Raw genomic sequence first — 24261 nt, 5'->3', positions numbered from 1 at the left:
CGCAAAACCATGGCCGACGTGCCGGGCATTTGTCCCGGCACAGGCGATTACCGCGTTTTCAGCAGGTAAGATTCGGCATTACCTTTCTTCTTTTTTACCGGCATCATATCGCTGTTGAGATCGCGGCCAAGCGTTTCACCCGCCCCGAGGGCGCACAGCGCGGTGATCAGGCCGCAGACGATGATCATCAGGGCGATCGGCCAGAACGCTCCGCCGGCCCAGGCCACCAGCACGGTGGCCACCGCCGGGGTGAAACCGCCGAAAATACCGGCTATCTGCGAGCCGACGGATACGCCGGTATACCGCACTTCGGTGGAAAAAAGCTCCGACAGATAGCAAGGCTCAATGCTGTACATCGACCCGACGATAAAGCTGTAGGCCAGCACCAGGCCGGCATAAATCCCCCACAGGCTGCCGGTATTAATCAGCCAGTAAAACGGATAGGCCAGCAGGCACGAACCCAGGGAGCCGATTAAAAACACCGATCGGCGGCCGATCTTATCGGAAAGCATTCCCCACAGCGGGAAGGTGATAATCCCGGACGCCGCCGCAATCATGACGCCGACCAATACCCTATTGCCCTGCATGGCAAAGTGGGTAGTGCAATATTGCAAAACAAAGCTGATAACCAGGTAGCCGACCACGCTTTCACTGACGCGCAGCCCGGCCGCCAGGAAAATCTGTTTGGGGAACTTTTTAAATACCACCACGATGGGCAGCTTGTTCTTCTCGCGTTCCGCCTGCACTTTGCGAAACATCGGCGGTTCCTGGATTTTCAGGCGAATAAAAATACCGACAAACATCAGCACAATACTGGCGAGAAAAGGAATGCGCCAACCCCAGTCCAGAAAGATGTCCTTCGGCAGCGAAGAAGCCAGCGCAAACGCCATGGTCGAGACCAGCACGCCGAACACGTTGCCCAACTGGACAAAGGTGCCGTAGAAGCCGCGCCGGTTCGGCGGCGCGTATTCGATCATCATGGTGGTGGCCCCGCCCCACTCGCCACCCACCGCCAGCCCCTGGATTAAACGGGTGATCACCAGCAGGATGGGCGCGGCCACGCCGATGGTTTCATAGGTGGGCAGCAGGCCGATGACCACGGTCGCGCCACCCATTATGGTCACCGAGGCCAGCAGCATCGCCTTGCGCCCGATAGTGTCGCCGAAATGGCCGAATATCACGGCGCCGATGGGGCGCGTAATAAAAGCCACGCCGAGCGTGGCGAATGAGACAATCGTGGCGACGGTGGGCGGCATATCGCTGAAGAACAGATGAGGAAATACCAGCCCCGCCGCCGCGCCGTAAATAAAATAGTCATAAAATTCGATAAAAGTGCCAATCAGGCTGGCAAACGCCACGCGCGACAACTCCTTTTTATTTATTTTCTCCGCCGCGGGCTGTTGTGCGGTTTCATTCGTTACATTAGTCATATCGCCTCCGTCAGGAGCTATTAGTGTAGGGTGGTTTTTATGCGCGCGGTTTCCCGCACGCTTTATAAAGCGTGATGACGATAAAAAATAAAAATATGCCGTTAATTACCGCTAACGGCGTTACGCGTTATTTGCTTTATCGGCGCTGGCCCACCCCACGGCGGTCATGTCTCCATGCTGGTTCTCGGCCCAGACATGAAAGGTCACCCGTTGTCCCTCTATTTCCTGGACCACGGCCCGGCAGGTGATACGGTCGGCGCGATAGACCGGTTTGATATAGGCCATTTTTATCCAGCCCGAGGTATGCCACGACGGGCCGATAAAACCGGCCAGCATTTCGGCCACCCAGCAGGTTTCCATCATGCCCTGCGCCAGCGTGTCGCGAAAACCGGCTTTCAGGGCCACTTCGATATCGGTATGAATGTTGTACCACTGGGTATTGCCGCCGGAGAACACCGTCATCTGCCCCTGCTCCGGGCATTTGACGAGCGGCGTTACCGGCGTGCCGGGCCGCAGCGCGGCGTCCGCTTTTGCCGCCGGCGGCACGTGCTCCGGCCAATGCGGTTCGATATGGCCCGGCGCGGGCGCGGCGCGGGAACCGCCGGCGCCCAGCTGGATATTGTCCGGAATGCGCATGATCTCGGTGCTGACCTGGCGCACGTAGAGTATTCCGGTATCGGCGTCGCGGGCCTCGGTATCAAACACGGTATAGCCTTTGCCGCGCTTCATGTATTTATCGGTATATTTGCCGGTGTAATGCAGTTTGGCGTTCAGCGGCACCGGGTTCACGAACCAGATCTCTTCCTTTTGATGCAAACCGACGGTGCGGCTCGGATCATAAACGCTGCAAAACAGGGCCACCAGATCGCGGCCCAGCATGGCGGCCGGCACGTACGGCCCGGACGGCGCGCGATAGTCCCCACTGTAGTCATCCAGCGCAAAACAGGCGCGGCGACGGTAAGCCTCATCCGCCGTTACCGCCAGCGGGCCGATTAATTCGCCGACCACCACATTGTCGTAGGTCGGATCCCGAAGTTCAGGATTGATGCGGGCCATAATATCCTCCTCCTGGCGGCGTTTACGCCTTATTGGTATGGGTGATGCCGCACCATTCGGCCAGCACCTCGCCGGTATGCTCCCCCACCAGCGGCGGCGGGCGGCGAATCACTCCGGGGGTGTCGGACAGGCCGACGGTAACGCCATGGGTGGTGTAGACGCCGGCGGTGGGATGGGTAATATCCACCAATTGATTGCGCGCCCTCAGCTGCGGGTTTTCCAGCACTTCATCGATGGTGGCGACCTTGGAGCAGGGCACGCCGGCAAGATCCATGCTGGCCACCACCTCCTCCGCGCTATGGGTTTTTATCCAGTCCGCCACAATCGCGTCGATGGCGCGGTAGTTTTCCAGGCGCGCATGGTAGTTGCTGAAGCGATCGTCCGCCAGCAGGTCGGCGCGATCCATGGCCTGCGCCAGGCGGGCGAACAGCGTATCGGTGCCGGCGGACAGGTAAATCCAGGCGTCGTCGCCGGTCTGGTAACTGTTCACCGGCGCGGAGAAACGATCGAGATTGCCGATGCGCGACATGGTGCTGCCGAGCTGCGCCTGCTCCGGTATGGCCGAAATCAGCATACTGATGGCGCTGTCGAGCAGGCATGCCTCGACCAGTTGGCCGCGCCCGGACAGGTGACGGGCGTTCAGCGCCGCCAGCGTGCCGATGGTGGCGTACAGGGCGGAGGCATAGTCCACCATAAAGGTGCCGGACATGGTCGGCGGCCCGTCCGGCTGGCCGCAAATGCTCATCAGGCCGCTCATCGCCTGGGCGATGGCGTCAAAGCAGGGACGCTGCGCCAGCGGACCGGTCTGGCCGAACCCGGAGATGCGCACCATGATAAGGCGCGGGTTCAACTGTTTGAGGGTTTCCCACCCGCAGCCCATTTTTTCCATGGTGCCCGGACGGAAGTTTTCAATCAGCACATCGGCGGCGGCGATAAGCTTGCGCAGTTGCTCCTGATCGTCCGGGTCGCGAAAATCCAGCGCCAGGCTGCGCTTATTACGGTTGAACGACAGGAAGTAGAGGCTTTGCCCGTTCAACTGCGGCGTGTTCTGGCGCGTATCCTCCCCCTTGCCCCGCCGTTCGACTTTAACCACGTCCGCGCCCAGATCGGCCAATTGCATGGCGCACAGGGGACCGGCGATAAAACGCGACAGGTCGAGTACTTTCAGTCCTTCCAGGGATCCTGGCATCATGACACCTCCCGGGTGATGGCCGCATGGCCGGCCGCGGCGTCCACCAGATGGGCGAAAGCCACCATGCCGGGATCGTCCAAACCGATGGAGCGCTCGGCGAACATGCGCGCGCGGCCGATTTTATTGGGTTTTTGCCGGTATTCTTCCAGCGTGGCGCGCACCGCGCCGACGGCAAGGGCGGGATAATCGTCGGCGGGCGTCGCCTCATGCAGCGCGCGGCGCACCGCATCCAGCGGATCCAGCACCGTTTTATCGCCAAGGCTCGCCCCGCCGCGCGCCATCAGCGCCGCCAGCGCCGCCTCCAGCAGAGGCGCGACATCCCCGCGCTCAAGCGTGGTCTTGCCGGCGCAGTGTTTAGCCGCGGTCAGCAGCGCCACGCCCAGCAGGGTACCGAAGCTCGATCCCGAAGCGCGCACGCAGGCCATGGACGCGGCCTGGAACACCGGGGCGATATCCGCGGGCTTCGCCGCCAGCGCCTGATCGGTCAACCGCGCGCATTTCTCAAGCGTCGCGCCCAAATCGCCGTCGCCCAACTGGCCGTCCAGCGCGTTAAGCTCGGGTGACACCTGGCGGATTTTGGCGGTACATCGCGTCAACAGCGCGATCAATTCCTGATTGGTCATCAGAGATTACTCCAGTAGGGACAATGGGCCGGTTCCAGCAACAAGGATTCAAGCTCCCCGTCCAGCCTGATGATGGACAATGACATGCCGGCCATCTCCATCGAGGTGGCATAACGGCCGGTGCGCGGCGCCACGATTGTGATGCCCTGGCCGCGCAGGCGCTGGTCCACATGGCGATACAGTATAAACAACTCTTCCAGCGGCGTGGCGCCCAGGGAGTTAACCATCACCGATACCCGGTCGCCGGCGGCGAACCCGCCGTCACGCAGCAGCGTATCCAGCATTTCGCCCACCATTTGCTCGGCGCTTAACAGCGGGCCGCGGCGGATCCCCGGTTCGCCGTGGATGCCCATGCCGATTTCCATCTCGTCGTCACCCAGCGTAAAGGTCGGTTTGCCCGCCTCGGGAACGGTACAGGACGATAGCGCCACCCCGAGGGTTACCGTATTCTCCAGGGCGCGCGTCGCCACGGCGGCGACCGATTCAAGCGTGGCGTCGGACCGCTCGGCCATGGCGCCGGCGATTTTATAGGCATAGACCAGGCCGGCGACGCCGCGGCGTTTTTGCCGCTCCGCGCGCGGCGCGCTGCCGGCATCGTCGGCGGCCAGTACCGACGCCGTGCGGATATCCTCCGCCGCCAGCATCTCGGCGGCCATGGCAAAATTCATCCTGTCGCCGCCGTAATTGCCAAACAGCAGCAGCACGCCCTTGCCGGTATCGGCGGCGCGAATGGCGTCCATACAGTCCAGCACGGCGGGGCCGGCAAACACGTTGCCCACCGCGCAGGCATCCAGCAGACCCTGGCCGACATAGCCGGCAAACAGAGGCAGATGCCCGCTGCCGCCGCCGGAAACAATCGCCACCTTATCTTTTTTGGCGCCGGCGTTGCGCACCACGACCCTGCCCTCTTCCCCTATCTGCCGATAAAGGTGGGGATGCGCCAGGCACATGCCCGCCAGCGCTTCGTCGGCATAGGTTTCGGGGGAGTTGAGTATTTTTTTCATCTGATCTCTCCGCCTGTCAGTAATCCAGGTTCTTTTGCCCGTCGAACATCGTTACCGGGGGGTAGGCGCGCTGTTCGGTCATCACGTCGATAACCGTGGTGTTCGCGGCGCTGAAGGCTTTTTTCAGCGCCGGCAAAAAATCAGCCGGATTGTCGACGCGCACCCCTTCGCAGCCGCAGGCGCGGGCAATGGCGGCATGGTCCACCGGCCTGAAATCGCAGGCGTCGGAATAGCTGCCGAACAGGGTTTTTTCCGCGTGTTTTTCGTAGCCGAGGATTTCATTGTTCAGCACCACCAGCACCACGTTGACGCCCATGCGGCGGGCGGTCTCCAGCTCCGACCATACGTGGGCGAAACCGCCGTCGCCCACCAGCGCGAACACCGGGGCTTCGGGACAGGCAATCTTGGCGCCCACCGCATAGGGAAAACCCCAGCCCAGGCCGGCCAGGCCGCGCGGAGTCACAAACCGGGCGCCGACGGCGCGTGCCTTAAGGTAATTGGCTACCCAGATCGACGAATAGCTGGCGTCGGACACCACCACCGTCTGCGGCGTCAAGATCGAATCCAGGTCGAGCATCAGGCGCTCCGGGCGAATCGGGCGGGCGTCAAGATCCAGCGTCTGTTTCACCTCCGATTGCCAGGTTTCATGGGCGGCGGCGATCCTGGCGGCGATGGCGGAACGGGCGCCCCGGCGCCTGCCGAGATCCTGGCGTTTCATGGCCGCCGTCAGCGCCTGCAGGGTCAATTTGGCGTCGCCCACCAGACGCAGCGCATCGTAATTACGGCCCACTTCCTGGCTGTCGATATCCAGGTGGATATATTTAGCCTCCTGCGGATACAGGCTCCAGCCGTCGGTACCGTTCTGGTTGGTACGGTTGCCAATCAGCAGGATCACATCGGCGTTGGCCACCATATCGCGCAAATGGCGGGTGCGCCCGCGCGCGCCCATAAAATAGCCCACCACGCCCAACGAAAGCTCATGGTCCTCGCTGACCGCCCCTTTGCCCATGGCGGTGGTGGCCACCGGCAGGGCCGCCGCCTCCTGGAGCGCCGCAAGCTCCTGGGCCGCATCGGATATATGTACGCCGCCGCCGGCAATAATCAGCGGCGACGCGGCCGCGGCCAGCAGGCGCGCCGCTTCTTCAATCGCCTCGGGCGCGGCCACCGTGCGATCCAGCGGGAAATGCCCCAGCGAGGATGCGTGCCGGCGCGGGTTTTGCGCCGCGGTCTCGTTAAACAGATCGATGGGAACAATCAACACCACCGGACCAGGACGGCCGGACGCGGCGGCGGTAAACGCCATATCGGCATAATCGTCCAGCCGGTCGATTTCGGTAACGCGGCGGGTCCACTTGGAGACGCCTTTAAACAAATCAAGATGATCGAGTTCCTGGAAGGCGTTTTTATCCGCCATCTTACGGTGCACGTCCTGGACGATAGCCACCACCGGCACCGAGGCCTTGTAGCATTCAGCCAGGCCCGCCACCAGCAGGGTGGCCGCCGGGCCGTTCTGGGCGGTCACCACCGCCACTTTATGGGACAGGCGCGCATAGGCGTCGGCCATATAGGTGCCGGCGTTTTCAGCGCGGTAACCCACCTGGCGAATGCCGTAATCCGGCGTCGCCAGGAACAGCGCGGCCGGAATGCTTTGGCCAAAAATCACTTCCACGCCATGGCGTTTCAGCGCGGCGGCCAGGATATGCGCCCCGGTACTGCGCTGACCTATGATTTTTTCGCTACCTTCAGTGTCCATGCATCACTCCCATTCGTCGTTTTCGCGTTATCCGTGACCCGGCCATCAAACCAAGGTTAACAGGATGGCAACCAAGTCGTAACATAGCGCTAGCCTCACATAAAAACGTTTCTAATAAAAACGTTTTTATTGTGTTTTGTGGGACATGATCACAAAAAAAACACATTATGCAGTGCCGGAAAAATCGTAATTTATTGATTAAAAATGAGTTATTAATTCAAGGGGATTTTTTTGACGTTGCCCGGCACGGCTGGCGAACAGCCAAGCCGGCTGGGAACAATGAGTCGCGCAGTACGGGGTTAAACCTCCGGCTGCCGTAGCTCCGTTAGCGGGATGTTGGTTATGGCATAGCTGCCGTTGCCGGGCGAATCGGCGCTGAAATCGCCGATATCATGAAAAACCTTACGTCAGCGGCTTCCCTGGCATTCGGACAGCGCCAGCACCGCCTCCAGATAAGCGCGGACAGCCGCCGCCACGTCCGGCGCGGTCACCGCTTCATCGGGGTGGTGGCTTATCCCGCGGTCGCAGCGCACAAACAGCATGCCCACCGGCCAGCTTTGCGCCAGGGCTATCGCGTCATGTCCGGCGCCGCTCGGCAATGCCAGGCTTACGCCCTGTACTTTTCGCAGGCTGTCGGCCAGCAGGGACTGTAGCCGTTGATCGCAGGGCGTGGCGTCGATTCGGTAAAATTCCCCGCTGCTGAAAACACAACCGTACCGTCCGGCGATATCATCGGCACAGCCCAGCAGCCCGTCCAGTAACGCCGCCAGCGCCCGGTCGTCGGGTCCGCGAACGTCCAGGGTCAGGCGCACGTCTCCCGGGATCACGTTTACCGCGCCCGGCAAGCATTGCAGCTCGCCCACCGTTGCCACCAGATCCGGGCCGTGGGAGGCGACGATATCATCGATCCTGGCTATCCAGCGCGCGGCGGTATTAAGCGCGTCCCTGCGGCCGGCCATCGGTACGGTGCCGGCATGGCCGGCCACGCCGGTAAAACGGCAGTTCAGGCGCCTGGCGCCGTTGATAGCCGAAACCACCCCCAGCGCCAGGCCGGCACTTTCCAGGCAGGGACCCTGCTCGATATGCAGTTCCAGATAGGCGCAGAATGCGGCTTGCCCCCGTTTGGCGCGACCGATAAGTCCAGGGTCCAGCCCGGCGTGGCGCAGCGCCTGCCCGACGCTGATGCCTTCGGCATCCCGTCGATCAAGCCAATCCGCCGGCCAGTTGCCGGTGATACCGCGGCTGCCGAGCAGGGCGATGCCAAAGCGCGTGCCCTCCTCGTCGGCAAAACCGATGACTTCAATCGCCATCGGCAGGCGCAACCGCCGCTGGTGCAGATAATGCACCACCTCAAGGGCCGCGAGCACGCCCAGCATGCCGTCATAGCGGCCGGCGTTGCGCACCGTATCCAGATGGGAACCAAGCAGTATGGCCGGCAGATCCGGGCGCAGCCCTTCATAACGGCCGCACAGGTTGCCGACCTCATCCTGCCAGACGCGCATTCCCATCGCCCGCATCCATGCGCCGACCTGTTGATTGGCGCGCAGATGTTGCGGCGAAAGGTAAACCCGCGTCAGCTCGTCCGGCGCAGCGCTGATGCCGGCCAGGGTATCGCAGCGCGCCATTACCCTAAGCGCGGCGCTGTCGGCCAACTCCGCCGGCATTCTCGGTTCCGTCATTACGCCTCCGCCATTCGCCCGTAATGATCCCACGCCGCCTGCATGCCGGCGCCCTGGCTGCTGGCAAAGCCGAGCCGGTTCAGCACCGCTTCCAGCGCCGCCAGGGTCTGCATAACACAATCCTTGCGCGCGTTATAACCCATGGTGCCGATACGCCAGATCCTGCCGTGCAGCGGGCCGAACGAGGTGCCGATTTCAATGGCGAAATCATTTAGCAGCAGTTGGCGTACCTGTTCGCCGTTGATGCCGTCGGGTATCATCACTCCCAGCACGTTATTCATTTTATGGCTTATATCGCCGAACACCCCGAGCCCCAGGCCCTGGATGCCGGCCAGCATCGCCGCGCCGTGCAGTTCGTGACGGGCGATGGCGTTATCCAGTCCTTCCTGCAGCAGTATGCGTGCGCACTCGCGGGCGGCGAACAGCATACTGGTGGCCTCGGTATGGTGATTGAGCCGCTCCGGTCCCCAATAATCCATGATCATGCCGAGATCGAAATAGTTGGAGTAGATCATCTCGTCGTCGCCGTCCTGATGGGCGGCGGTCCGGATCCCCTCCTCCACGCATTTGCGCCGGCGGATCTGTTCTTCAAAGCGCGGACCCAGGGTGACCGGCGCGCTGCCGGACGGGCCGCCGAGGCATTTTTGCAGGCCGGCGGATACCGCGTCCAGGCCCCAGGCATCGGTATCCAGGCGATTGCCGCCGAACGAGGCGGTGGCATCGGTGTAAAACAGCACGTCATAACGGCGGCAGATATCCCCCAGTTCCGCCAGGGGTTGCAGCATGGTGGTGGACGTATCGCCCTGGACCGTAAGCAAAGCGCGCGGGCGGATCCGCTTAACGGCATCCTCGATTTGGCCGGGGCTGAATACTTGTCCCCAGGGTACCTCGAGGGTAAAAACCTCGGCCCGGCAGCGGCGGGCGATTTCGCACAACAGATGACCGAAGCGGCCAAACACCGGCACCAGCACCTTATCGCCCGGCCGGATGGCGGACAGCAGCACCGCCTCGATACCGGCGCGCGACGTGCCGTCTATCAGCATGGTCCAGCGGTTGGCGGTATTGAACAGGCCACGGTAGAGCGCCATCACTTCATTCATATAACCGGTCATTGACGGATCATACTGGCCGAGAAGCTGGCTTGACATGGCCCGCAGCACGCGCGGGTCGGCATTGATCGGCCCGGGTCCCATCAGCAGCCGGGCCGGCGGGTTAATCTGGTCATAGCGTGTAATATCCAACATGATTCATCCTTTCCGACATCAGTTTTCTTTTTTATCGATAATATAGACAGGGTTGGCCAGGAAATTCCCTGGCCGCGCCGGCCCGCGGCCGCCCTAGTCGTCGCCGAGGCCCCGCACCGTGGCGATAAACTGTTTTAGCTCGGCGGTCTGCGGCCGGGCCAACAGTTCACGGCTTTCGCCCTGCTCCCACACCCTGCCCTGATGCATAAACACTACCCGGTCGCCGACTTCGCGGGCAAAATTCATCTCATGGGTCACCAGTATCAGGGTCATGCCTTCGCCTGCCAGTTTTTCCAGCACCTTCAGCACTTCGCCCACCAGTTCCGGGTCCAGCGCCGAGGTAATTTCGTCGCACAGCAGCACCTTGGGATCCATCGCCAGCGCGCGGGCAATGGCCACCCGCTGCTGCTGGCCCCCGGAAAGGCCGGAGGGGTAATAATCCAGCCGGTCCCCCAGGCCGACTTTATTGAGCATCACTTCGGCCAGCTCGCGGCACTGCGCCGCCGTTTTACCCAGCACCCGGCGCGGCGCCAGCATGACGTTTTGCAACGCGGTCATATGCGGGAACAGATTGAAACTCTGGAATACCATCCCCACCGAACGGCTGATTTCCCGGGCCTGGGAGTCGCGATGAGTCACCGTCATGCCGCCGAGCTTGATGCTGCCTTCCTGATACTCTTCCAGGCCATTGATACAGCGCAGCAGGGTGCTTTTGCCTGATCCGCTGCGCCCGATAATCGAGACCACCTCGCCGGCGTCGATATCCAGATCGATGCCCTTCAGCACGTGATTCTGCCCGTAATATTTTTGCATCTGGTTAATGGTTATCAGCGGCATGAAACTTTTTCTCCAGATAATGGCTAAAGCGGGAAAGGGGATAACACATCAGGAAATAACCCAGCGCCACCAGGCCGAAGACCTTAAACGGCTGAAAAGTGACGTTGGTGAGCATGGTTCCCGCTTTGGTCAGTTCGACAAACCCGATAATGGAAGCCAGCGCGGTGCCTTTGATCACCTGCACCGAAAATCCCACCGTCGGCGCGATGGCGATGCGAATGGCCTGCGGCGCCATCACCCGCAGCAGGGTCTGGCCGAAGCTCAAGCCCAGGCAGCGGGACGCTTCCCACTGTCCTTTGGGCAGGGCGTCGATACTGCCGCACCAGATATCCACCAGGAATGCGCTGGTAAACAGCGTCAATGCCAGCGCCGCCGCCAGCCAGGGGCTGACATCAATGCCAAACAACGCCAGGCCGAAAAAGGCCAGGAACAGCTGCATCAGCAGCGGCGTGCCCTGGAACAGATTACTGTAGGCGCGAATGCCTTGCCTAAGCCAGCGACGGCGCGACAGGCGCATTAACATCAGCGGCAACGTCAGCAGGCCGCCGCCGATAAATGCGGCCAGCGACAGCAAAAGCGTCCAGCGCGCGGCCAACAGCAGGTTGCGCAGGATATCCCAATCGGTAAACGACGTCATGATTGCGCCGCGCCGAAGATCAGGCGGCCGGCCCGCAGCAACACCTGCCGCATCAGCAGCGACAACAGCAGATAGATCAGCGTCACCACCAGATATACCTCAAAGCTGAGGAACGTACGCGACTGGATGAGGCTTCCGGCAAAGGTCAGTTCCTCATAAGAGACCTGGGAGACCACCGACGATCCGAGCATTACAATCACGCATTGGCTGACCAGCGATGGATAAATACGTTTTAACGCCGGCGGCAGCACCACCCGCAGGAAAACCTGGCCGCGCGACAGGCCGAGCACCCGCCCCGCCTCCCACTGCCCTTGCGGCGTCACCTGGATGCCGGCGCGAATGATTTCGGTACTGTAGGCGCCAAGGTTGACCAGCATCGCCAGCAGCGCCGCCTCGCCGGCGGTCATTTTCAACCCCAGCGCCGGCAGGCCGAAAACGATAAAAAACAGCTGCACCACAAAAGGGGTATTGCGGATAAGCTCGACATAAAGCCCCCACAAACGGGCGGGCAAAACATACCGGCCGCCGCGGATAGCCGCGCCGCACACGCCGATGGCGATGCCGCCAACCGTCGCGACGGTGGTCAGCATCATGGTTACCCACAATCCGGACAGCAGTTCGGGCAGATAAGGCCACAGCGCGGGGAAATTAAGCTGATAGGTCATGGGCGCCCCGTTCTCAGGCGCCCAAATCGGCCGGCAGCGGCGCTTTCATCCATTTTTCGGACAGGCTGTTGAGGGTATTGTCCTTCAGCGCGCCGTCGATCAGGGCGTTAACTTTCTCCTTCAGCGCCGGTTCATCCTTGCGCATGCCGACAAAACAAGGCGAGTCCTTAAGCATAAATTTCGCCACCGGCGCTTTGTCCGGGTTCTGGCGGGCAATGGCGCTCACCACCAGATTGCCGGTCGCCACATACGCTACCTGGCCGGACATATAAGCGGACAGCGTGGTGTTGTTATCTTCATAACGTTTAATCTGCGCATCCTTCGGCGCCAGATCGGTCAATACCATATCCTCAACCGCGCCGCGGGTGACCCCCACCGTTTTGCCGCCCAGCCCGGCCGGCGCCTTCAGCGTATCGTCCCTGGGGCCGAAGACACCGAGGAAAAACGGCGCGTAGGCGCGGCTGAAATCGATGGTTTTTTCACGCTCGGCGTTTTTACCCAAACTGGAAATCACCAGGTCGACCTTATCCGTTTGCAGGTAAGGTACCCGGTTGGCGCTGGTCACCGGCACCAGTTGCAATTTCAGCTTCATTTTATCGGCCAGATAATGCGCCATGTCTATATCGTAGCCCTGGGGTTGCAGGTCGGTGCCGACCGACCCAAAAGGCGGAAAATCCTGCGGTATGGCTACCCGCAGCACGCCGCGCTGCTGGATTTGCTGTAACTGATCGGCCTGGGCCGCGCCCGCCTGGGTCAACAACAGGGCCGCGCCCGCCAGGGCAATAAGCTGCTTTTTGATATTCATGGTCGGTTCCCAAGGTAAATGATGAAACAAAGGATTCTCTGTTTAAACATTTGCAACTAATGTGCCAATTGAAACTATCGGTTCACCTTGGGCAGGAGAGCGCGGCGCAACGGCGGGTTCACGGCGGCGGAAGCAATGTTACGGTGGGCGGGACATCAGGCCCGGCCCCGCTGTCGGGAAAAGCGTGCACCGCTGGAGGGCAAGCGCACTGCCATGTCGCGTTGCTGTTCAAGAACCGCGCTGTTCAAGTTCATCCAGTTCGCCATACCACTGCGCGATGGTATGGATGCGCTGCCGCCCCCGCGCCAGCGCCTCGTGCAGCAGGGCGTTGCTGATAAGATTCGCCAGGCTCATGGCCGAAGAGTAGGAATCAAAGGCCGATACGCTGTCAATCGAGGCGGCAAAATGCCAGCGCGCCAGCGGAATCAGCGTCTGCGCCTGTGGCTCGCTTATCAGCAGTACCGGCACGCCGTTATTTTTAAGCTGTAATAATAACGGCCTGATTTGCGGCGTACGTCGGCGAAACGCCACCACCACCACCATATCGCCGGCGGTCAGGTCCACCGCCTCTTCGGCCAGGGTCTGCCCCGGCTGGGGCAGCAGGCTGACCTGCCCGCGCACCTGCAACAGTTGCTGGCGCAGGTGCATCGCCACCGGATAGCTGTTGCGCAAGCCCACCAGGCAAAGGCGCCGGGCATTGGTCATCGCCGTTATCACCTCCGAGAACCCCGCGCCGTCCAGCCGGTTGACCCAGAACGTCAGGTTGGCCATTTCCTGCTTGTAATGCCGTGACAATAGCGTGTTGCCCTGCACCGCGTCCCGGCTGTCGGTTAACGGCATCCCGCTTTGGCGCAGCACGCGCAGTTCGTCGCGCACCTGGCGATAGTTATCATAGCCTAGACGCCTGAACAACCGGCTGACGGTGGCCTTGGAGACGCCGCTTAACCGCGACAGCTCGGCGCTGTTATAACCGATCAGATCGTCGAAATGATCAAGTATAAACCCGGCGACCCGCTGCTCCTGCGGCGAAAGCTGCGCATAGCCGGCGCGCAGGCGTTCATCAAACTGCTTCATAACCCTGTCTCGTCTGCAACTTTTGTTTCATGATACCCTACCATATCCCGCCCCGGTGCGGGCAATTGATTCCGTCGCGCAGGTTGGAACGCCTCTTGCTTGACTGTTGCCAGACTCCGCACGTTAACAAGAGATATGGACACCTATGATTAACAGTACCATGGCGCCGATGGGCATGGCGGTAGCACCGCATCATCTTGCCAGTGAAAGCGCGCTGGCCGTCCTGCGCGGCGGCGGTAACGCCATCGAGGCGATGGTGGCCGCCGCCGCGTCCATCGCGGTGGTCTATCCGCATATGAACGGTCTCGGCGGTGATGGGCTACCCGCGGCTGCCGCTGTCACGCCTGCTGGCGGATGCCATTCGTTATGCCGCCAACGGTATGCTGGAAGGCGCGTTTGACCCGCGCGACAACGGCAGCGCCGCCGGATTTTAGCTTTAGCAAAACCTGGAGAACCCGATGAATACGCCATTAAAACCGACCGATTCAGCACCGATCGATGCAGTGCCGATCAATTCAGTACCGATCAATTCAGTACCGATCAATTGCGCGGCTTATCTCCGCCAGATGGAAACGGTGCTGGCGCTTGAGCTCGATGACGACAGGCGCGCGGCGCTGCTGGCGCAGTTCGAGCGCATCGCCGCCATGGCGGCCCCCCTGATGGCCTTTGCGTTGGATGACCGGCTGGACGTGGCGGGGGTCTATCAGGCATGAATATCGACACCCTTGCGTCATTATCGATAGCCGACATCACAGCCAAGCTGGCCGGGGGCGAGGTGTCGGCGCGTGAAATTGCCCGCGCCACCCTGGACGCCATCGACGCCGCCAATCCGGCGCTAAACGCCTGGACCCAGGTCACGGCGCAGAGGATGTTAAGCGAAGCCGATGCCCTGGACGCGCTACGCCGTGGCAACATACCCTTGCCGCCGTTGGCGGGGGTACCTTATGGGGTGAAAAATCTGTTTGATGTGGCGGGTGAAACCACGCTTGCCGGCGCCAGCCTGTACAGCCACCGCGCTCCGGCGCAACGGGACGCCTGGGCGGTGGACAAACTGGCCGGTAGCGGCGCCATGCTGTCCGGCATGCTGAATATGGATGCCTACGCCTATGGTTTTACCACCGAAAACAGCCATTATGGCGCCACCCACAATCCACGCGACCTGACGCGCATCGCCGGCGGGTCGTCCGGCGGCTCGGCCGCCGCGGTGGCCGCCGGACTGGTGAAATTTTCCCTGGGCAGCGATACCAACGGGTCAATCAGGGTGCCGTCGTCCCTGTGCGGCGTCCTGGGGTTAAAACCGACCTTCGGCCGGCTGTCGCGCGGCGGCACGCATCCATTTGTCGCCAGTCTGGATCATATCGGCCCGATGGCGCTGTGCTGCGAGGATCTCAGCGCGGTCTATGACGCGTTGCAGGGGGTCGACCGCGAAGACGGATTCCAGGCCGACCGGCCGGTAAGCCCGACGCTGCCGCTGCTGGGCCGGGGGCAGGAGGGGCTGCGCTGCGCGGTGCTGGGCGGCTATTTCCGCGACTGGTGCGATGCGGATGCCGCCGGCGCGCTAAACACCGTCGCCCGGGCGCTTGGGGCCGACGAAGAGGTAACTTTCCCCGACGCGGCGCTTGCCCGCTCGGCGGCCTTTATCCTCAGCGCGTCGGAGGGCGGCAACCGTTATCTGCCGGCGTTAAGGCGGGAGCCACACCGGTTCGAGCCGCTATCGCGCGAGCGCCTGCTGGCCGGCGCGATGATTCCCTCGGCGTGGTATATCCAGGCGCAGCGTTTTCGCCGCTATTTGCAGGAGCGGATCCAGCCGCTATTTCAGCACTGGGATATTTTGCTGGCGCCTGCCACGCCCTGCTGCGCCACGCTTATCGGCCAGGACAATTTTACCCTTAACGGCCAGGCGCTGCCGGTGCGCGCCAATATGGGCATGCTGACCCAGCCGGTGTCGTTTTTGGGCCTGCCGGTGGTTAGCGTGCCTATAAATACGGCGGGCGGGATGCCGATAGGCGTGCAGCTGATCGCCCCTGCGTGGCGTGAGGATCTCTGTCTGCGCGCCGCGCGGGCGCTGGAGCTAAGCGGCGTGGTACAAGCCACCGCCGCAGGCCGAAAGGCGGCGTGAAGACTGACGCCACAAGATTTGACTGGGCATGGTTATATCCCCGGTCGGCTGGATTTTATGGGCTGGTTTAAAGGTTTAGCCCGTTGAAATGGCCGCTGATCACTTTTGGCAGCGGATCGCCGAGATCGCCGTACTTGCTGGTGGACAGCCCCATGGCATACAGGGACTCGATAAGTTTGACGGCGGCGCTGACGCCGTCAATCACCGGTATTTGCAGCTCACGGGTAAGCTGCTCCGCCAAATCGGCCATGCCGGCGCAGCCCAGCACGATAGCGCCGATACCGTCGTCGCGCTTGGCGCGGATACATTGCTCACGCACCTGCCGCCGCGCCAGTCCCGACGCGTCCTCAAGCGCCAGCACCGGTAAATCAATGGCATGCAGCCGCGCGCATTGGCGTTCAAAACCATAGCTGTACACCAGATGGCGGGCGATGGTCAGGGTGCGCGACAGGGTGGTGACCACCGAAAAACGGGTCGCCACCAGCGTCGCCATATGCATCGCCGCCTCGGCAATGCCCACCACCGGCGCCCCGGCCAGCTCGCGCGCCGCCAGCAGGCCCGGATCGCCGAAGCAGGCGATCACATGGCCGTTTACCCCCTGCCCGCACCCTTGTTTCACCAGTTGCAGCACCCCCATGGTCGCCACCGCTTCATCGAAATGCCCCTCCACCGACGGCACGCCTTCCGCCGGACATACCGCCACGATCTCGGTACCGGGCGCGCAGACCCGGCGCGCCGCCGCCTGGATTCGTTCGGTCATGGCAACGCTGGTATTGGGATTGATCAGTTGTATACGACAAACGGCCATAATCGCGGCTCCTTTCCAGGCTTGTACCGAATAAATGGTAATGTTTATCCGGTTACGCCGCGGGCGGGTAGCCGGATATGGATAGGTAGTCCCCCGCGCGTCCAAGACAAAAGCGCTGAGCTACCCCTTTACCGCCGACGCGAATAAGCGCGCAAAATCCGGAGTGGTTTCACCACTGCGCTCAAAATGAAGATTTGCCAGGATATCGTCGAAATGCTGTTCCATTTGCCGCACCAGCGGCGCGGTGGCGCCCGCTTTCAACAGCGCGACCAGTTGCTGATGATCGTGGCAGCGGCAGCCCTGCTGCCACGGCGCGCCATAGGCGGCAATCACCAGCGAGGAGCGCAGGGTAAGCTGCGACACCATTTGCGTCAGCACTTCGTTGCCGGAAATCGCCTGCAGTTGCACATGGAACAGCGCGGAAAGACGAATGGCGGTGGCGCCGTCCCGTTCTTCATGCGCCCTCTCCTCCCCGGCCAACACATCCTCCAGCGCGCTGATATGCACCGCCGCGCTGTTAGCCACCACCTGCGGCAAATTCGCGCACTCCAGCATGCGCCGGGTCAACAAAACGTTGCGAGCCTCCTCCACCCCCGGCGTCACCACCTGCGCACCGCGTTTGGGCGTAAGACGGATCAACTGCACCGCCGCAAGGCGCTGCAATACTGTGCGAATGCCGGTACGGCTGATGCCGAAGGCCGTCGCCAACGCCTCTTCAGGCAATTTGCTGCCGGGAGGCAACTGATGTTCGACGATGGCTTTGACAATCGCGTGATAAATCTCATCGTCCTTATCCTGCGAAAAAATAGTGCTTTTCAGGCCGTGCCAGCTGGACATTCACAACTCCTGTATACGATTTTGATCTCTTTTCGTATACCAAAAATAAAAATTAAGTATACACATTTTTTCATATTGGCCTGGATCCTGCAATCACTCCCCAGTAAATGCCAGCAAACAGAAGCTTGGCAAATCAGCAAGACGACACACCAGGGTAGTGATAAGAGGAGCATATTTCATGCCAAACAATCACCAGGTAGCCGATAGCATTGGATCCATCGATCACAGCCATTACAGCCCCAAACTCTGCAATCAGGATCTGGCCCCCACCCGCCAGCAGGACTGGAGTTGGTACAATATTTTTTCCTTCTGGATGTCGGATGTCCACAGCATGGGCGGCTACGTGGTGGCCGCCAGCTTTTTTACCTTGGGACTGGCGAGCTGGCAGGTATTGTTATGCCTGTTGCTCGGCATCTGCATCGTGCAGATCTGCGCCAATCTGGTGGCGAAACCCAGCCAGATGGCCGGTGTGCCTTATGCGGTGATCTGCCGCCAGGCGTTTGGCGTGTTTGGCGCGAATATCCCGGCGGTAATCCGCGGACTTATCGCCTTTGCCTGGTACGGCATCCAAACCTACCTGGCGGCGAACGCCCTGATGCTGGTACTGCTGAAATTCGCGCCGTCGTTACAGCCGTTGACCCAGAGCCACTGGCTGGGGCTTTCCGCGCTGGGATGGATATGCTTTGGTGTGATGTGGGTATTGCAGGCCATGGTGTTCTGGCACGGCATGAGCGCCATCAAGAAGTTTATCGATTTTGCCGGCCCGGCGGTATACGTGGTAATGCTGGCGCTGGCCGGCTGGATCCTGTTCCAGACCGGTTTTGGCAATATCTCATTTACCCTGAGCAGCAAATCGCTGACCACCGGCCAGCAGGCCTGGGAAATGCTGACCGCTGTGGCGCTGGTGGTATCCTATTTTTCAGGACCGCTGCTCAACTTCGGCGATTTTTCGCGCTACGGTAAAAGCATGGATGAGATCCACCGGGGCAACCGCTGGGGACTGCCGTTTAACTTCCTGTTGTTTTCCATTGTCACCGTGGTGATCGTCTCCGGTACCCAGAGCCTGTTCGGCCAGATGATTACCGACCCGATTGAAACCGTTAGCCGGGTCGGCAGCAGCGTGGCGGTGGCGCTGGGCCTATTGACCATGATCATCGCCACCATCGGCATCAATATCGTGGCGAACTTTGTCTCGCCCGCGTTCGATTTTTCCAATTGTTCGCCGCAAAAAATCAGCTTTCGCACCGGCGGCATGATTGCGGCGGTGGGGTCGGTGCTGCTGACGCCGTGGAATCTGTTCCAGTCGCCGGAATTGATTCATTATACCCTGGATGTGCTGGGCGCCTTTATCGGCCCGCTGTTCGGCATCCTGATTGCCGATTTCTATTTAATCAAGCGTAGCAAGATATCGGTGGACGACCTGTTTAACGCCACGCCGTCTGGCCGTTACTGGTATAACAACGGCTTCAACCCCAAGGCGATCATGGCCCTGGTGCCGGCGGTGCTGATAGGGCTGGCGATAAGCTTCACCCCCAGCCTGCACCAGGTGGCGAACTTCAGCTGGTTTATCGGCGTATTCCTTGGCGCCGGCTGCTACCGTTATCTGGCGCGCCGCGATATCGTGACCCGTACCGGCATGAGTTACGCGGGCCTGGCGCCGGCGCCGAAAGAGTAAGCATGCGTGAAGATAAACCCGCCCCGGACTTGATAAAAGCCGGGGCGGGTTTATCCGCGGGGGATGAGCCGTCCCTTCACCGCGCGGTAAGACATCCCAGCCCCATCAGCGTCGTTTCCACCGCCTGCTCCAATGGCGTGTGGGGTTCGCTGCCTAGCATCGCCATCAGGCGGCGGTTATCCAGCCTTACCGGCTGGCGCCAGAGATAGCGCATTTCCCGCAATTCCCGCAGGGTGGGCGCCAGGGGCGCCAGCAAAGAGGTAAGCCACCACGGAAAAGCGCGCAAGACCGGTTGTCCGCCATGGCGCACCACCACACGGCGAATCGCCTGCGCCATTTGCATGCCGTCATCATCCCAATGCCCCGCCATATGAAAGGTGCTGAAAGGGGATAATGCATCGCGCCGCGCCAGCAGCACGACCATGGTATCGGCGATATCCGGCAGATAACACCACTGGTGGCCGATACCGGCCTTGCCGGGCCGGTTGATCACCTTCACCGCCCGTCCCGGTTTGATAACCCCCTGTGAAAACCAGTTATTGCCCGCCCGCGGGCCAAAAAAATCCCCCGCCCGCACCACGATGGCCCGCGCTCCCCGCTCGGTCGCCGCCCGCAGCCGCCGTTCAAGCTCGACGCGAATGGCGCCCTTGCGCGTCAGCGGATGTTGCGGCGCATCCTCATCCAGCAGCGGGAACGCGTCCGGTCCGTAATTGTAGACCGTGCCCGGCAGCATAATGGTGGCGCCTTCGGCGATGGCGGCGCGGATGCTGTTGTCGATCATCGGCAACACCAGTTCCTCCCAACGGCGGTAGCCCGGCGGATTGACGGCATGCACGATCACACCGCACCCCCGCGCCGCGCGCAGTACATCCTCGCCGTTCATCGTATCGCCGCGCAGCCAGGTTATGCCGTCGCGGATTTCACCGGCGGCCGGCGCCTGACGATAAAGCGCCCGCACCCGCCAGCCGGCGCGGTGCAACCGGTGGGCGGCTTCTCCGCCTATGCCCCCGGTTGCGCCCAGGACCAAAACCGTATTGGCCGGATTGCCGGTCATGTTCATATCGTTTCCCCCTTGGTGTAATGCGGGAATTCTAGAACGGGGGTTGATAAAAAAAAATTGTCGATGATGAAGTATTATCTATACATTAATGTATGGTCAGCGACATGGGCGCCTTATTATGGTCAATACTATCGGTTGGGAACTTTACCGCACCTTTCTTGCCGTGCTGACCGAGGGATCGCTCTCGGGCGCGGCGCGCGCCCTCGGCATTACCCAACCGACGGCGGGCCGTCATATCGCGGCCCTGGAAACCGCGTTCGGCCAGCCGTTGTTTATCCGTTCGCGGACGGGATTATCCCCGACCGAAGGCGCCATTTCATTACGGGGGTATGCCGAGGCCATGCGGGACACCGCCGCGGCCCTGGAGCGGGCGGCCACCAGTCGTGGCCAGGAGGTCACGGGTACGGTGCGGATTTCGGCCAGCGAGGTGATAGGGACGGAAGTATTGCCGCCTATGCTGGCGCGGCTGAAACACGCGCATCCACAGTTAAGGATTGAACTGGTGCCCACCAATCGCGTGCAGGATTTACTCCGGCGCGAAGCCGATATTGCCGTGCGCATGACCCAGCCCAGACAAGAATCGCTTATCGCCAGGCGTGTGGGCGACGTGAAGCTCGGTCTTTACGCGCATAACGACTATCTGCGCCGGCATGGCATGCCGGCCATACCGGCCGACCTGACCCGGCATGCGCTGATTGGATTCGATGAAGAAACACCCTACCTGCGCGCCGCAAGCCGGCAGCTGCCGATATGGACGCGCGATGCTTTCGCCTTTCGCACCGACAGCGATTTGGCCCAACTGGCGCTTATCCGCGCCGGCTGCGGCATAGGCATTTGCCAGACGGCGCTGGCGGGAGGGCTGGTGCGCGTACTGCCGGAACAGTACAACTTTACCTTGGCCACTTGGGTTACCCTGCATGAAGATCTGCGCGCCAGCCCGCGCTGCAAAGCGACCTTCGACGCGCTGGTGCTTGGCTTGCGGAACTATACCGGTGAATCCGGGTAAGGCTGGGTTATTGTCGCGCCGGGGACACAGGCAAGATCATCTTTGGCCCCGGCATCAGGGGTAGCGAAACGCGCCATAAACCGAATCCCTTGCCTGGCGCAAAAATCCAGCATTTCCCGGGTTTCGGCAATACCGCCCGACGGTGAGCCGGTAATACGCCGGCGTCCCATAACCAGCGGCAGGCTGCCAAAGCCCGCCATATTGCCCAGATTGCCGACAATCACCAGCGCGCCTTCCACATCCAGCAGTTGAACATAGGGCGACACATCATGTGATACGGGAATGGTATCGATAATCACGTCAAAAGAAGAACCCGCCGATGCCTATCACGCCGACACGGCTCCCCGGGCCAACGTTCCAGGTGCGCAATGGGGAATACACGGTAATCCCGGCGCAAAGCAACGGCGCGGCCCGTGAGGGATCAAGCCCCTCGGGCAATGCCAGGACAAACGCCTCCCGCGCGCTGTCGGCGTCAGCCCGACCCTTCCGGATTATCGCCTAAAACTCTTGCCCGTTAATACGGCCCCGCTAATGCATGCCCCCGGCTTTTGTTTTATGCTCATATGGCACGCAATCATTCACGGGCCTATGTATGGACGAACTCAATACGGTAAACGGCAAACTGCGGTTTATGGGCATCATTGGCGATCCGGTTGCACAAGCCAAATCCCCCATGCTGATCAATACCGCGCTGCGCGAAAGACAGATCCCCGACACGTTGCTGATTCCTTTGCATGTCGGTTCCGCCGGCTTAACGGACGCCATTAACGGACTGAAAGCCTGTCGCAATTTTTGCGGCGCGATCGTCACCATGCCGCACAAACGCCACGTGTTGCCTTTGCTGGATACGGTGTCCGACACAGCCAGGGCCATCGGCGCCTGTAACGTGTTCAAGCGTGGTCCCGACGGCAGGTTAAGCGGCACGATGATGGACGGCGAGGGATTTGTCGCCGGTTTGCAAAAACGGGGTTATGACGTTCAGGGTAAAAGCGTTTATCTGGCCGGCGCCGGCGGCGCGGCGGCGGCGATTGCGTTTGCGGTTGCCGCCCATGGCGCCCGCCGGCTGGTTATCTACAATCGTACCGTCGGCAAAGCGTCCGCGTTGTGTAAACAACTGCAGTCCCTTTACCCCGCGGTGTCGATTGAAACGGGCAGCGAATTCCCGCGGGACGTGGACATTGCCATTAATGGCACCTCCGTCGGCATGGGTAATGACCCCGCCCTGCCCTTTTCATTGCGGCACCTGGACTTGGCGACGGTGATTTGCGACATCGTGGTGTTTCCCGAGCTAACGCCCCTGCTTGCCAACGCCGATCAGATCGGCTTTCCGGTCCACTACGGCAAGGAAATGATCATGGCGCAGGTCCCGCTGCTTATCGATTTTATGCTCAATTAACCAACGCTGATGCCTCGGCTGCGGACAATTAACAGGAGAGCCAATAAACAGGTCATTTAATGATGATGCAGTAATGAGCGTTAAGGTCAGCGCCCTCTGTCCATTACCCGCCAGGTTGTTGAAGACGATGGCCATCGTTTTTAATTTACCGGGTCACTGCGACGGGACGGCGATAAATTCCGCCTTGCCGCCTTCAGGGCCGCGCGGCTCCCCGTCCACAACCGGACCGCATGAGTCCCGGCGGATGAACTGGGTGGGCATCATCAGCCGCCGGGATTCAAGGCGCGGATTGGCGATGCGCTCCAAAAGCAGCTCCGCCATATGCCGTCCCATCTGTTCGGGGAATTCGCGGATGGTCGTCAGGCTGGGGTAAAGCAAATCACCCACCGTATCGTTGCAGCCAACCACGCTGATATCTTCAGGAATGCGCAGGCCCTGTTCCCGCAGCCCTTTATACACCCCACAGGCGGTCGCGTCGTTGCCGGCGAAAATGGCCGACACGCGTTCACCGGTGGAGAGTAGGTACTTGGTGCCCAAATAGCCAATCTCGGTGTCATCTTCCGAATCGATACTGCTTAGCCTGGGCGTCAGCGCCGCCTCGTCCATGACCCGGCAATATCCTTCGTAATAACGGGCGAACCACGGAAGGCGGGTATTACCGACAAACCAAATATCCCGATGGCCAAGACTGAGGAGATAGCGGGTCACGTCCTCGCCGCCGCGTGTCTCATCGGAGAAAACGACATCGTTTCCAAGCGTGGGAAACTCGCCGAGAATATTGCTGCCGAGCACCACATAACTGATGCCTTTTTGCTCAAGCAATTCGATAAGGTTAGGCGAGGGATTTCCCGCCAGGATGACGCCGCGCACCCTCTCGCCGCGTTGTATCAGCTTGGGCAGGTGCAGTTCGCGCGCGCTGGCCGTGGGAGGATAGGACAGGGAAACAAAATAAAGATCCCAACCATGGGCGGCGCAGTAGGATTCCGCGCCCGCCAGGATGCTGGCGTGGAAAGGCGGCAGCATCGCCCGGTTACTGAGCAGGAAGACCAGGGCGCCGGTCCTTTCCGGTTGCGCGGTGTCGATGTTCAGTTTGGCCGCCGCGTCCAGCACCTGCTGGCGCATGGTGGGGTCGACGCGGTCATTACCGTTCAACACCCGTGACACCGTGGCGATGCTGACGTTTGCCTCGCAGGCAATCTCTCTAAGGCCGGCGCCCCCATGTTTAGACTTACGCGTTTTGGCCATCACCTCACATCCTATTATGCCGTTTCTTACCCAGAGGAAGATTATCAACGGGTTGATTGCATTTTGAGAAAGGTTACTTATCGTGAAAGTAAATTGCAAATGCAAATTGACGCCAA

Annotated in this window: 22 protein-coding genes and 2 pseudogenes; 6 read left to right on the top strand and 18 right to left on the bottom strand. The window is 61.0% G+C overall.

Annotated features, from left to right (window positions below; all coding sequences use genetic code 11):
* Window positions 1-47: 47 nt before the first annotated feature.
* From VGC33_RS02585 to VGC33_RS02525, 13 genes are all read right to left on the bottom strand, one after another.
* Window positions 48-1430 (bottom strand): MFS transporter, encoded by a 1383-nt coding sequence (locus VGC33_RS02585; protein WP_331118719.1) that lies wholly within the window; start codon window positions 1428-1430, stop codon window positions 48-50.
* A 120-nt stretch (window positions 1431-1550) separates the two neighbouring features.
* Window positions 1551-2486 (bottom strand): MaoC family dehydratase, encoded by a 936-nt coding sequence (locus VGC33_RS02580; RefSeq protein ID WP_331118717.1) that lies wholly within the window; start codon window positions 2484-2486, stop codon window positions 1551-1553.
* A gap of 22 nt (window positions 2487-2508) precedes the next feature.
* Window positions 2509-3678, bottom strand: coding sequence for a CaiB/BaiF CoA transferase family protein (locus VGC33_RS02575; protein WP_331118715.1), 1170 nt, complete (start codon window positions 3676-3678; stop codon window positions 2509-2511).
* On the bottom strand, window positions 3675-4301 hold the full coding sequence (locus tag VGC33_RS02570; RefSeq protein ID WP_331118713.1) for a dihydroxyacetone kinase subunit L: 627 nt from the start codon (window positions 4299-4301) through the stop codon (window positions 3675-3677). The genes VGC33_RS02575 and VGC33_RS02570 overlap by 4 nt, the downstream gene beginning before the upstream one ends.
* Window positions 4301-5305: a dihydroxyacetone kinase subunit DhaK gene (locus VGC33_RS02565; protein ID WP_331118711.1), complete on the bottom strand. Its 1005-nt coding sequence runs from the start codon at window positions 5303-5305 to the stop codon at window positions 4301-4303. The genes VGC33_RS02570 and VGC33_RS02565 overlap by 1 nt, the downstream gene beginning before the upstream one ends.
* Before the next feature lie 16 nt (window positions 5306-5321).
* The gene (locus tag VGC33_RS02560; protein WP_331118709.1) at window positions 5322-7058 is read right to left on the bottom strand and encodes an acetolactate synthase catalytic subunit; all 1737 of its coding nucleotides are present in this window, start codon (window positions 7056-7058) and stop codon (window positions 5322-5324) included.
* A gap of 407 nt (window positions 7059-7465) precedes the next feature.
* Window positions 7466-8737, bottom strand: coding sequence for an allantoate amidohydrolase (hpxK, locus tag VGC33_RS02555; protein ID WP_331118707.1), 1272 nt, complete (start codon window positions 8735-8737; stop codon window positions 7466-7468).
* Complete coding sequence (pucG, locus tag VGC33_RS02550) at window positions 8737-9981, bottom strand: (S)-ureidoglycine--glyoxylate transaminase (RefSeq protein WP_331118705.1); 1245 nt, start codon at window positions 9979-9981, stop codon at window positions 8737-8739. The genes hpxK and pucG overlap by 1 nt, the downstream gene beginning before the upstream one ends.
* 93 nt (window positions 9982-10074) lie before the next feature.
* Window positions 10075-10818 carry an amino acid ABC transporter ATP-binding protein gene (locus VGC33_RS02545; RefSeq protein ID WP_331118703.1) on the bottom strand — a complete coding sequence of 248 codons (744 nt, stop codon included), beginning with the start codon at window positions 10816-10818 and terminating at the stop codon, window positions 10075-10077.
* Window positions 10799-11455 (bottom strand): amino acid ABC transporter permease, encoded by a 657-nt coding sequence (locus VGC33_RS02540; RefSeq protein ID WP_331118701.1) that lies wholly within the window; start codon window positions 11453-11455, stop codon window positions 10799-10801. Before VGC33_RS02540 ends, VGC33_RS02545 begins: the two co-directional genes overlap by 20 nt.
* Entirely contained in the window at window positions 11452-12120 is a 669-nt protein-coding gene (locus tag VGC33_RS02535) for an amino acid ABC transporter permease (RefSeq protein ID WP_331118699.1), read from the bottom strand. The genes VGC33_RS02540 and VGC33_RS02535 overlap by 4 nt, the downstream gene beginning before the upstream one ends.
* Window positions 12121-12133: 13 nt before the next feature.
* On the bottom strand, window positions 12134-12925 hold the full coding sequence (locus VGC33_RS02530; RefSeq protein ID WP_331118697.1) for a transporter substrate-binding domain-containing protein: 792 nt from the start codon (window positions 12923-12925) through the stop codon (window positions 12134-12136).
* A gap of 228 nt (window positions 12926-13153) precedes the next feature.
* Complete coding sequence (locus VGC33_RS02525; protein ID WP_331118695.1) at window positions 13154-13999, bottom strand: MurR/RpiR family transcriptional regulator; 846 nt, start codon at window positions 13997-13999, stop codon at window positions 13154-13156.
* Between the two features lie 145 nt (window positions 14000-14144).
* On the opposite strand from VGC33_RS02525, the pseudogene VGC33_RS02520 reads away from it, so the two are divergent.
* From VGC33_RS02520 to VGC33_RS02510, 3 genes and pseudogenes are all read left to right on the top strand, one after another.
* A pseudogene (locus tag VGC33_RS02520) lies at window positions 14145-14318 on the top strand (gamma-glutamyltransferase); the annotation flags it as partial.
* Between the two features lie 247 nt (window positions 14319-14565).
* Window positions 14566-14712 (top strand): oxalurate catabolism protein HpxX, encoded by a 147-nt coding sequence (gene hpxX / locus VGC33_RS02515; protein ID WP_331118794.1) that lies wholly within the window; start codon window positions 14566-14568, stop codon window positions 14710-14712.
* A 2-nt stretch (window positions 14713-14714) separates the two neighbouring features.
* A complete protein-coding gene (locus VGC33_RS02510; protein ID WP_331118792.1) occupies window positions 14715-16118 on the top strand; it encodes an AtzE family amidohydrolase in 1404 nt (467 codons plus the stop codon).
* Between the two features lie 67 nt (window positions 16119-16185).
* On the opposite strand, the gene VGC33_RS02505 is transcribed toward VGC33_RS02510, so the two are convergent.
* Both VGC33_RS02505 and VGC33_RS02500 read right to left on the bottom strand, forming a co-directional pair.
* Window positions 16186-16926 carry an aspartate/glutamate racemase family protein gene (locus VGC33_RS02505; RefSeq protein WP_331118692.1) on the bottom strand — a complete coding sequence of 247 codons (741 nt, stop codon included), beginning with the start codon at window positions 16924-16926 and terminating at the stop codon, window positions 16186-16188.
* 120 nt (window positions 16927-17046) lie between these two features.
* Entirely contained in the window at window positions 17047-17763 is a 717-nt protein-coding gene (locus VGC33_RS02500; RefSeq protein ID WP_331118690.1) for a GntR family transcriptional regulator, read from the bottom strand.
* Between the two features lie 178 nt (window positions 17764-17941).
* On the opposite strand from VGC33_RS02500, the gene VGC33_RS02495 reads away from it, so the two are divergent.
* Entirely contained in the window at window positions 17942-19438 is a 1497-nt protein-coding gene (locus VGC33_RS02495) for an NCS1 family nucleobase:cation symporter-1 (protein WP_331118688.1), read from the top strand.
* Between the two features lie 76 nt (window positions 19439-19514).
* Here the strand turns inward: VGC33_RS02495 and VGC33_RS02490 are convergent, their stop codons facing one another.
* Complete coding sequence (locus tag VGC33_RS02490) at window positions 19515-20498, bottom strand: NAD-dependent epimerase/dehydratase family protein (RefSeq protein WP_331118686.1); 984 nt, start codon at window positions 20496-20498, stop codon at window positions 19515-19517.
* 118 nt (window positions 20499-20616) lie between these two features.
* Here VGC33_RS02490 and VGC33_RS02485 point away from each other — a divergent pair, with 118 nt between their 5' ends.
* The gene (locus tag VGC33_RS02485; RefSeq protein WP_331118684.1) at window positions 20617-21504 is read left to right on the top strand and encodes a LysR family transcriptional regulator; all 888 of its coding nucleotides are present in this window, start codon (window positions 20617-20619) and stop codon (window positions 21502-21504) included.
* Window positions 21505-21587: 83 nt separating this feature from the next.
* On the opposite strand, the pseudogene VGC33_RS02480 reads toward VGC33_RS02485, so the two are convergent.
* Window positions 21588-21963, bottom strand: a pseudogene (locus VGC33_RS02480) (zinc-binding dehydrogenase); the annotation flags it as partial.
* A gap of 133 nt (window positions 21964-22096) precedes the next feature.
* On the opposite strand from VGC33_RS02480, the gene VGC33_RS02475 reads away from it, so the two are divergent.
* Entirely contained in the window at window positions 22097-22900 is an 804-nt protein-coding gene (locus VGC33_RS02475; RefSeq protein WP_331118682.1) for a shikimate dehydrogenase family protein, read from the top strand.
* Between the two features lie 153 nt (window positions 22901-23053).
* On the opposite strand, the gene VGC33_RS02470 is transcribed toward VGC33_RS02475, so the two are convergent.
* The gene (locus VGC33_RS02470; protein ID WP_331118680.1) at window positions 23054-24145 is read right to left on the bottom strand and encodes a LacI family DNA-binding transcriptional regulator; all 1092 of its coding nucleotides are present in this window, start codon (window positions 24143-24145) and stop codon (window positions 23054-23056) included.
* Window positions 24146-24261: the final 116 nt, after the last annotated feature.

Source organism: Acerihabitans sp. (assembly GCF_036398755.1).
GTDB lineage: Bacteria > Pseudomonadota > Gammaproteobacteria > Enterobacterales > Enterobacteriaceae > Acerihabitans.
This window is presented reverse-complemented; position numbering and strand designations above follow the sequence as displayed.

Excerpts from the sequence above, each read along its gene's own strand:
- VGC33_RS02505 (WP_331118692.1), bottom strand. The coding sequence starts at position 16,926 with ATGGCCGTTTGTCGTATACAACTGATCAATCCCAATACCAGCGTTGCC.
- VGC33_RS02540 (WP_331118701.1), bottom strand. The coding sequence starts at position 11,455 with ATGACGTCGTTTACCGATTGGGATATCCTGCGCAACCTGCTGTTGGCC.
- VGC33_RS02545 (WP_331118703.1), bottom strand. The coding sequence starts at position 10,818 with ATGCCGCTGATAACCATTAACCAGATGCAAAAATATTACGGGCAGAAT.
- VGC33_RS02495 (WP_331118688.1), top strand. The coding sequence starts at position 17,942 with ATGCCAAACAATCACCAGGTAGCCGATAGCATTGGATCCATCGATCAC.
- hpxK (WP_331118707.1), bottom strand. The coding sequence starts at position 8,737 with ATGACGGAACCGAGAATGCCGGCGGAGTTGGCCGACAGCGCCGCGCTT.
- VGC33_RS02580 (WP_331118717.1), bottom strand. The coding sequence starts at position 2,486 with ATGGCCCGCATCAATCCTGAACTTCGGGATCCGACCTACGACAATGTG.
- VGC33_RS02570 (WP_331118713.1), bottom strand. The coding sequence starts at position 4,301 with ATGACCAATCAGGAATTGATCGCGCTGTTGACGCGATGTACCGCCAAA.
- VGC33_RS02585 (WP_331118719.1), bottom strand. The coding sequence starts at position 1,430 with ATGACTAATGTAACGAATGAAACCGCACAACAGCCCGCGGCGGAGAAA.
- VGC33_RS02530 (WP_331118697.1), bottom strand. The coding sequence starts at position 12,925 with ATGAATATCAAAAAGCAGCTTATTGCCCTGGCGGGCGCGGCCCTGTTG.
- VGC33_RS02490 (WP_331118686.1), bottom strand. The coding sequence starts at position 20,498 with ATGAACATGACCGGCAATCCGGCCAATACGGTTTTGGTCCTGGGCGCA.
- VGC33_RS02485 (WP_331118684.1), top strand. The coding sequence starts at position 20,617 with ATGGTCAATACTATCGGTTGGGAACTTTACCGCACCTTTCTTGCCGTG.
- hpxX (WP_331118794.1), top strand. The coding sequence starts at position 14,566 with ATGGAAACGGTGCTGGCGCTTGAGCTCGATGACGACAGGCGCGCGGCG.
- pucG (WP_331118705.1), bottom strand. The coding sequence starts at position 9,981 with ATGTTGGATATTACACGCTATGACCAGATTAACCCGCCGGCCCGGCTG.
- VGC33_RS02535 (WP_331118699.1), bottom strand. The coding sequence starts at position 12,120 with ATGACCTATCAGCTTAATTTCCCCGCGCTGTGGCCTTATCTGCCCGAA.
- VGC33_RS02500 (WP_331118690.1), bottom strand. The coding sequence starts at position 17,763 with ATGTCCAGCTGGCACGGCCTGAAAAGCACTATTTTTTCGCAGGATAAG.
- VGC33_RS02565 (WP_331118711.1), bottom strand. The coding sequence starts at position 5,305 with ATGAAAAAAATACTCAACTCCCCCGAAACCTATGCCGACGAAGCGCTG.
- VGC33_RS02470 (WP_331118680.1), bottom strand. The coding sequence starts at position 24,145 with ATGGCCAAAACGCGTAAGTCTAAACATGGGGGCGCCGGCCTTAGAGAG.
- VGC33_RS02560 (WP_331118709.1), bottom strand. The coding sequence starts at position 7,058 with ATGGACACTGAAGGTAGCGAAAAAATCATAGGTCAGCGCAGTACCGGG.
- VGC33_RS02525 (WP_331118695.1), bottom strand. The coding sequence starts at position 13,999 with ATGAAGCAGTTTGATGAACGCCTGCGCGCCGGCTATGCGCAGCTTTCG.
- VGC33_RS02575 (WP_331118715.1), bottom strand. The coding sequence starts at position 3,678 with ATGATGCCAGGATCCCTGGAAGGACTGAAAGTACTCGACCTGTCGCGT.
- VGC33_RS02475 (WP_331118682.1), top strand. The coding sequence starts at position 22,097 with ATGGACGAACTCAATACGGTAAACGGCAAACTGCGGTTTATGGGCATC.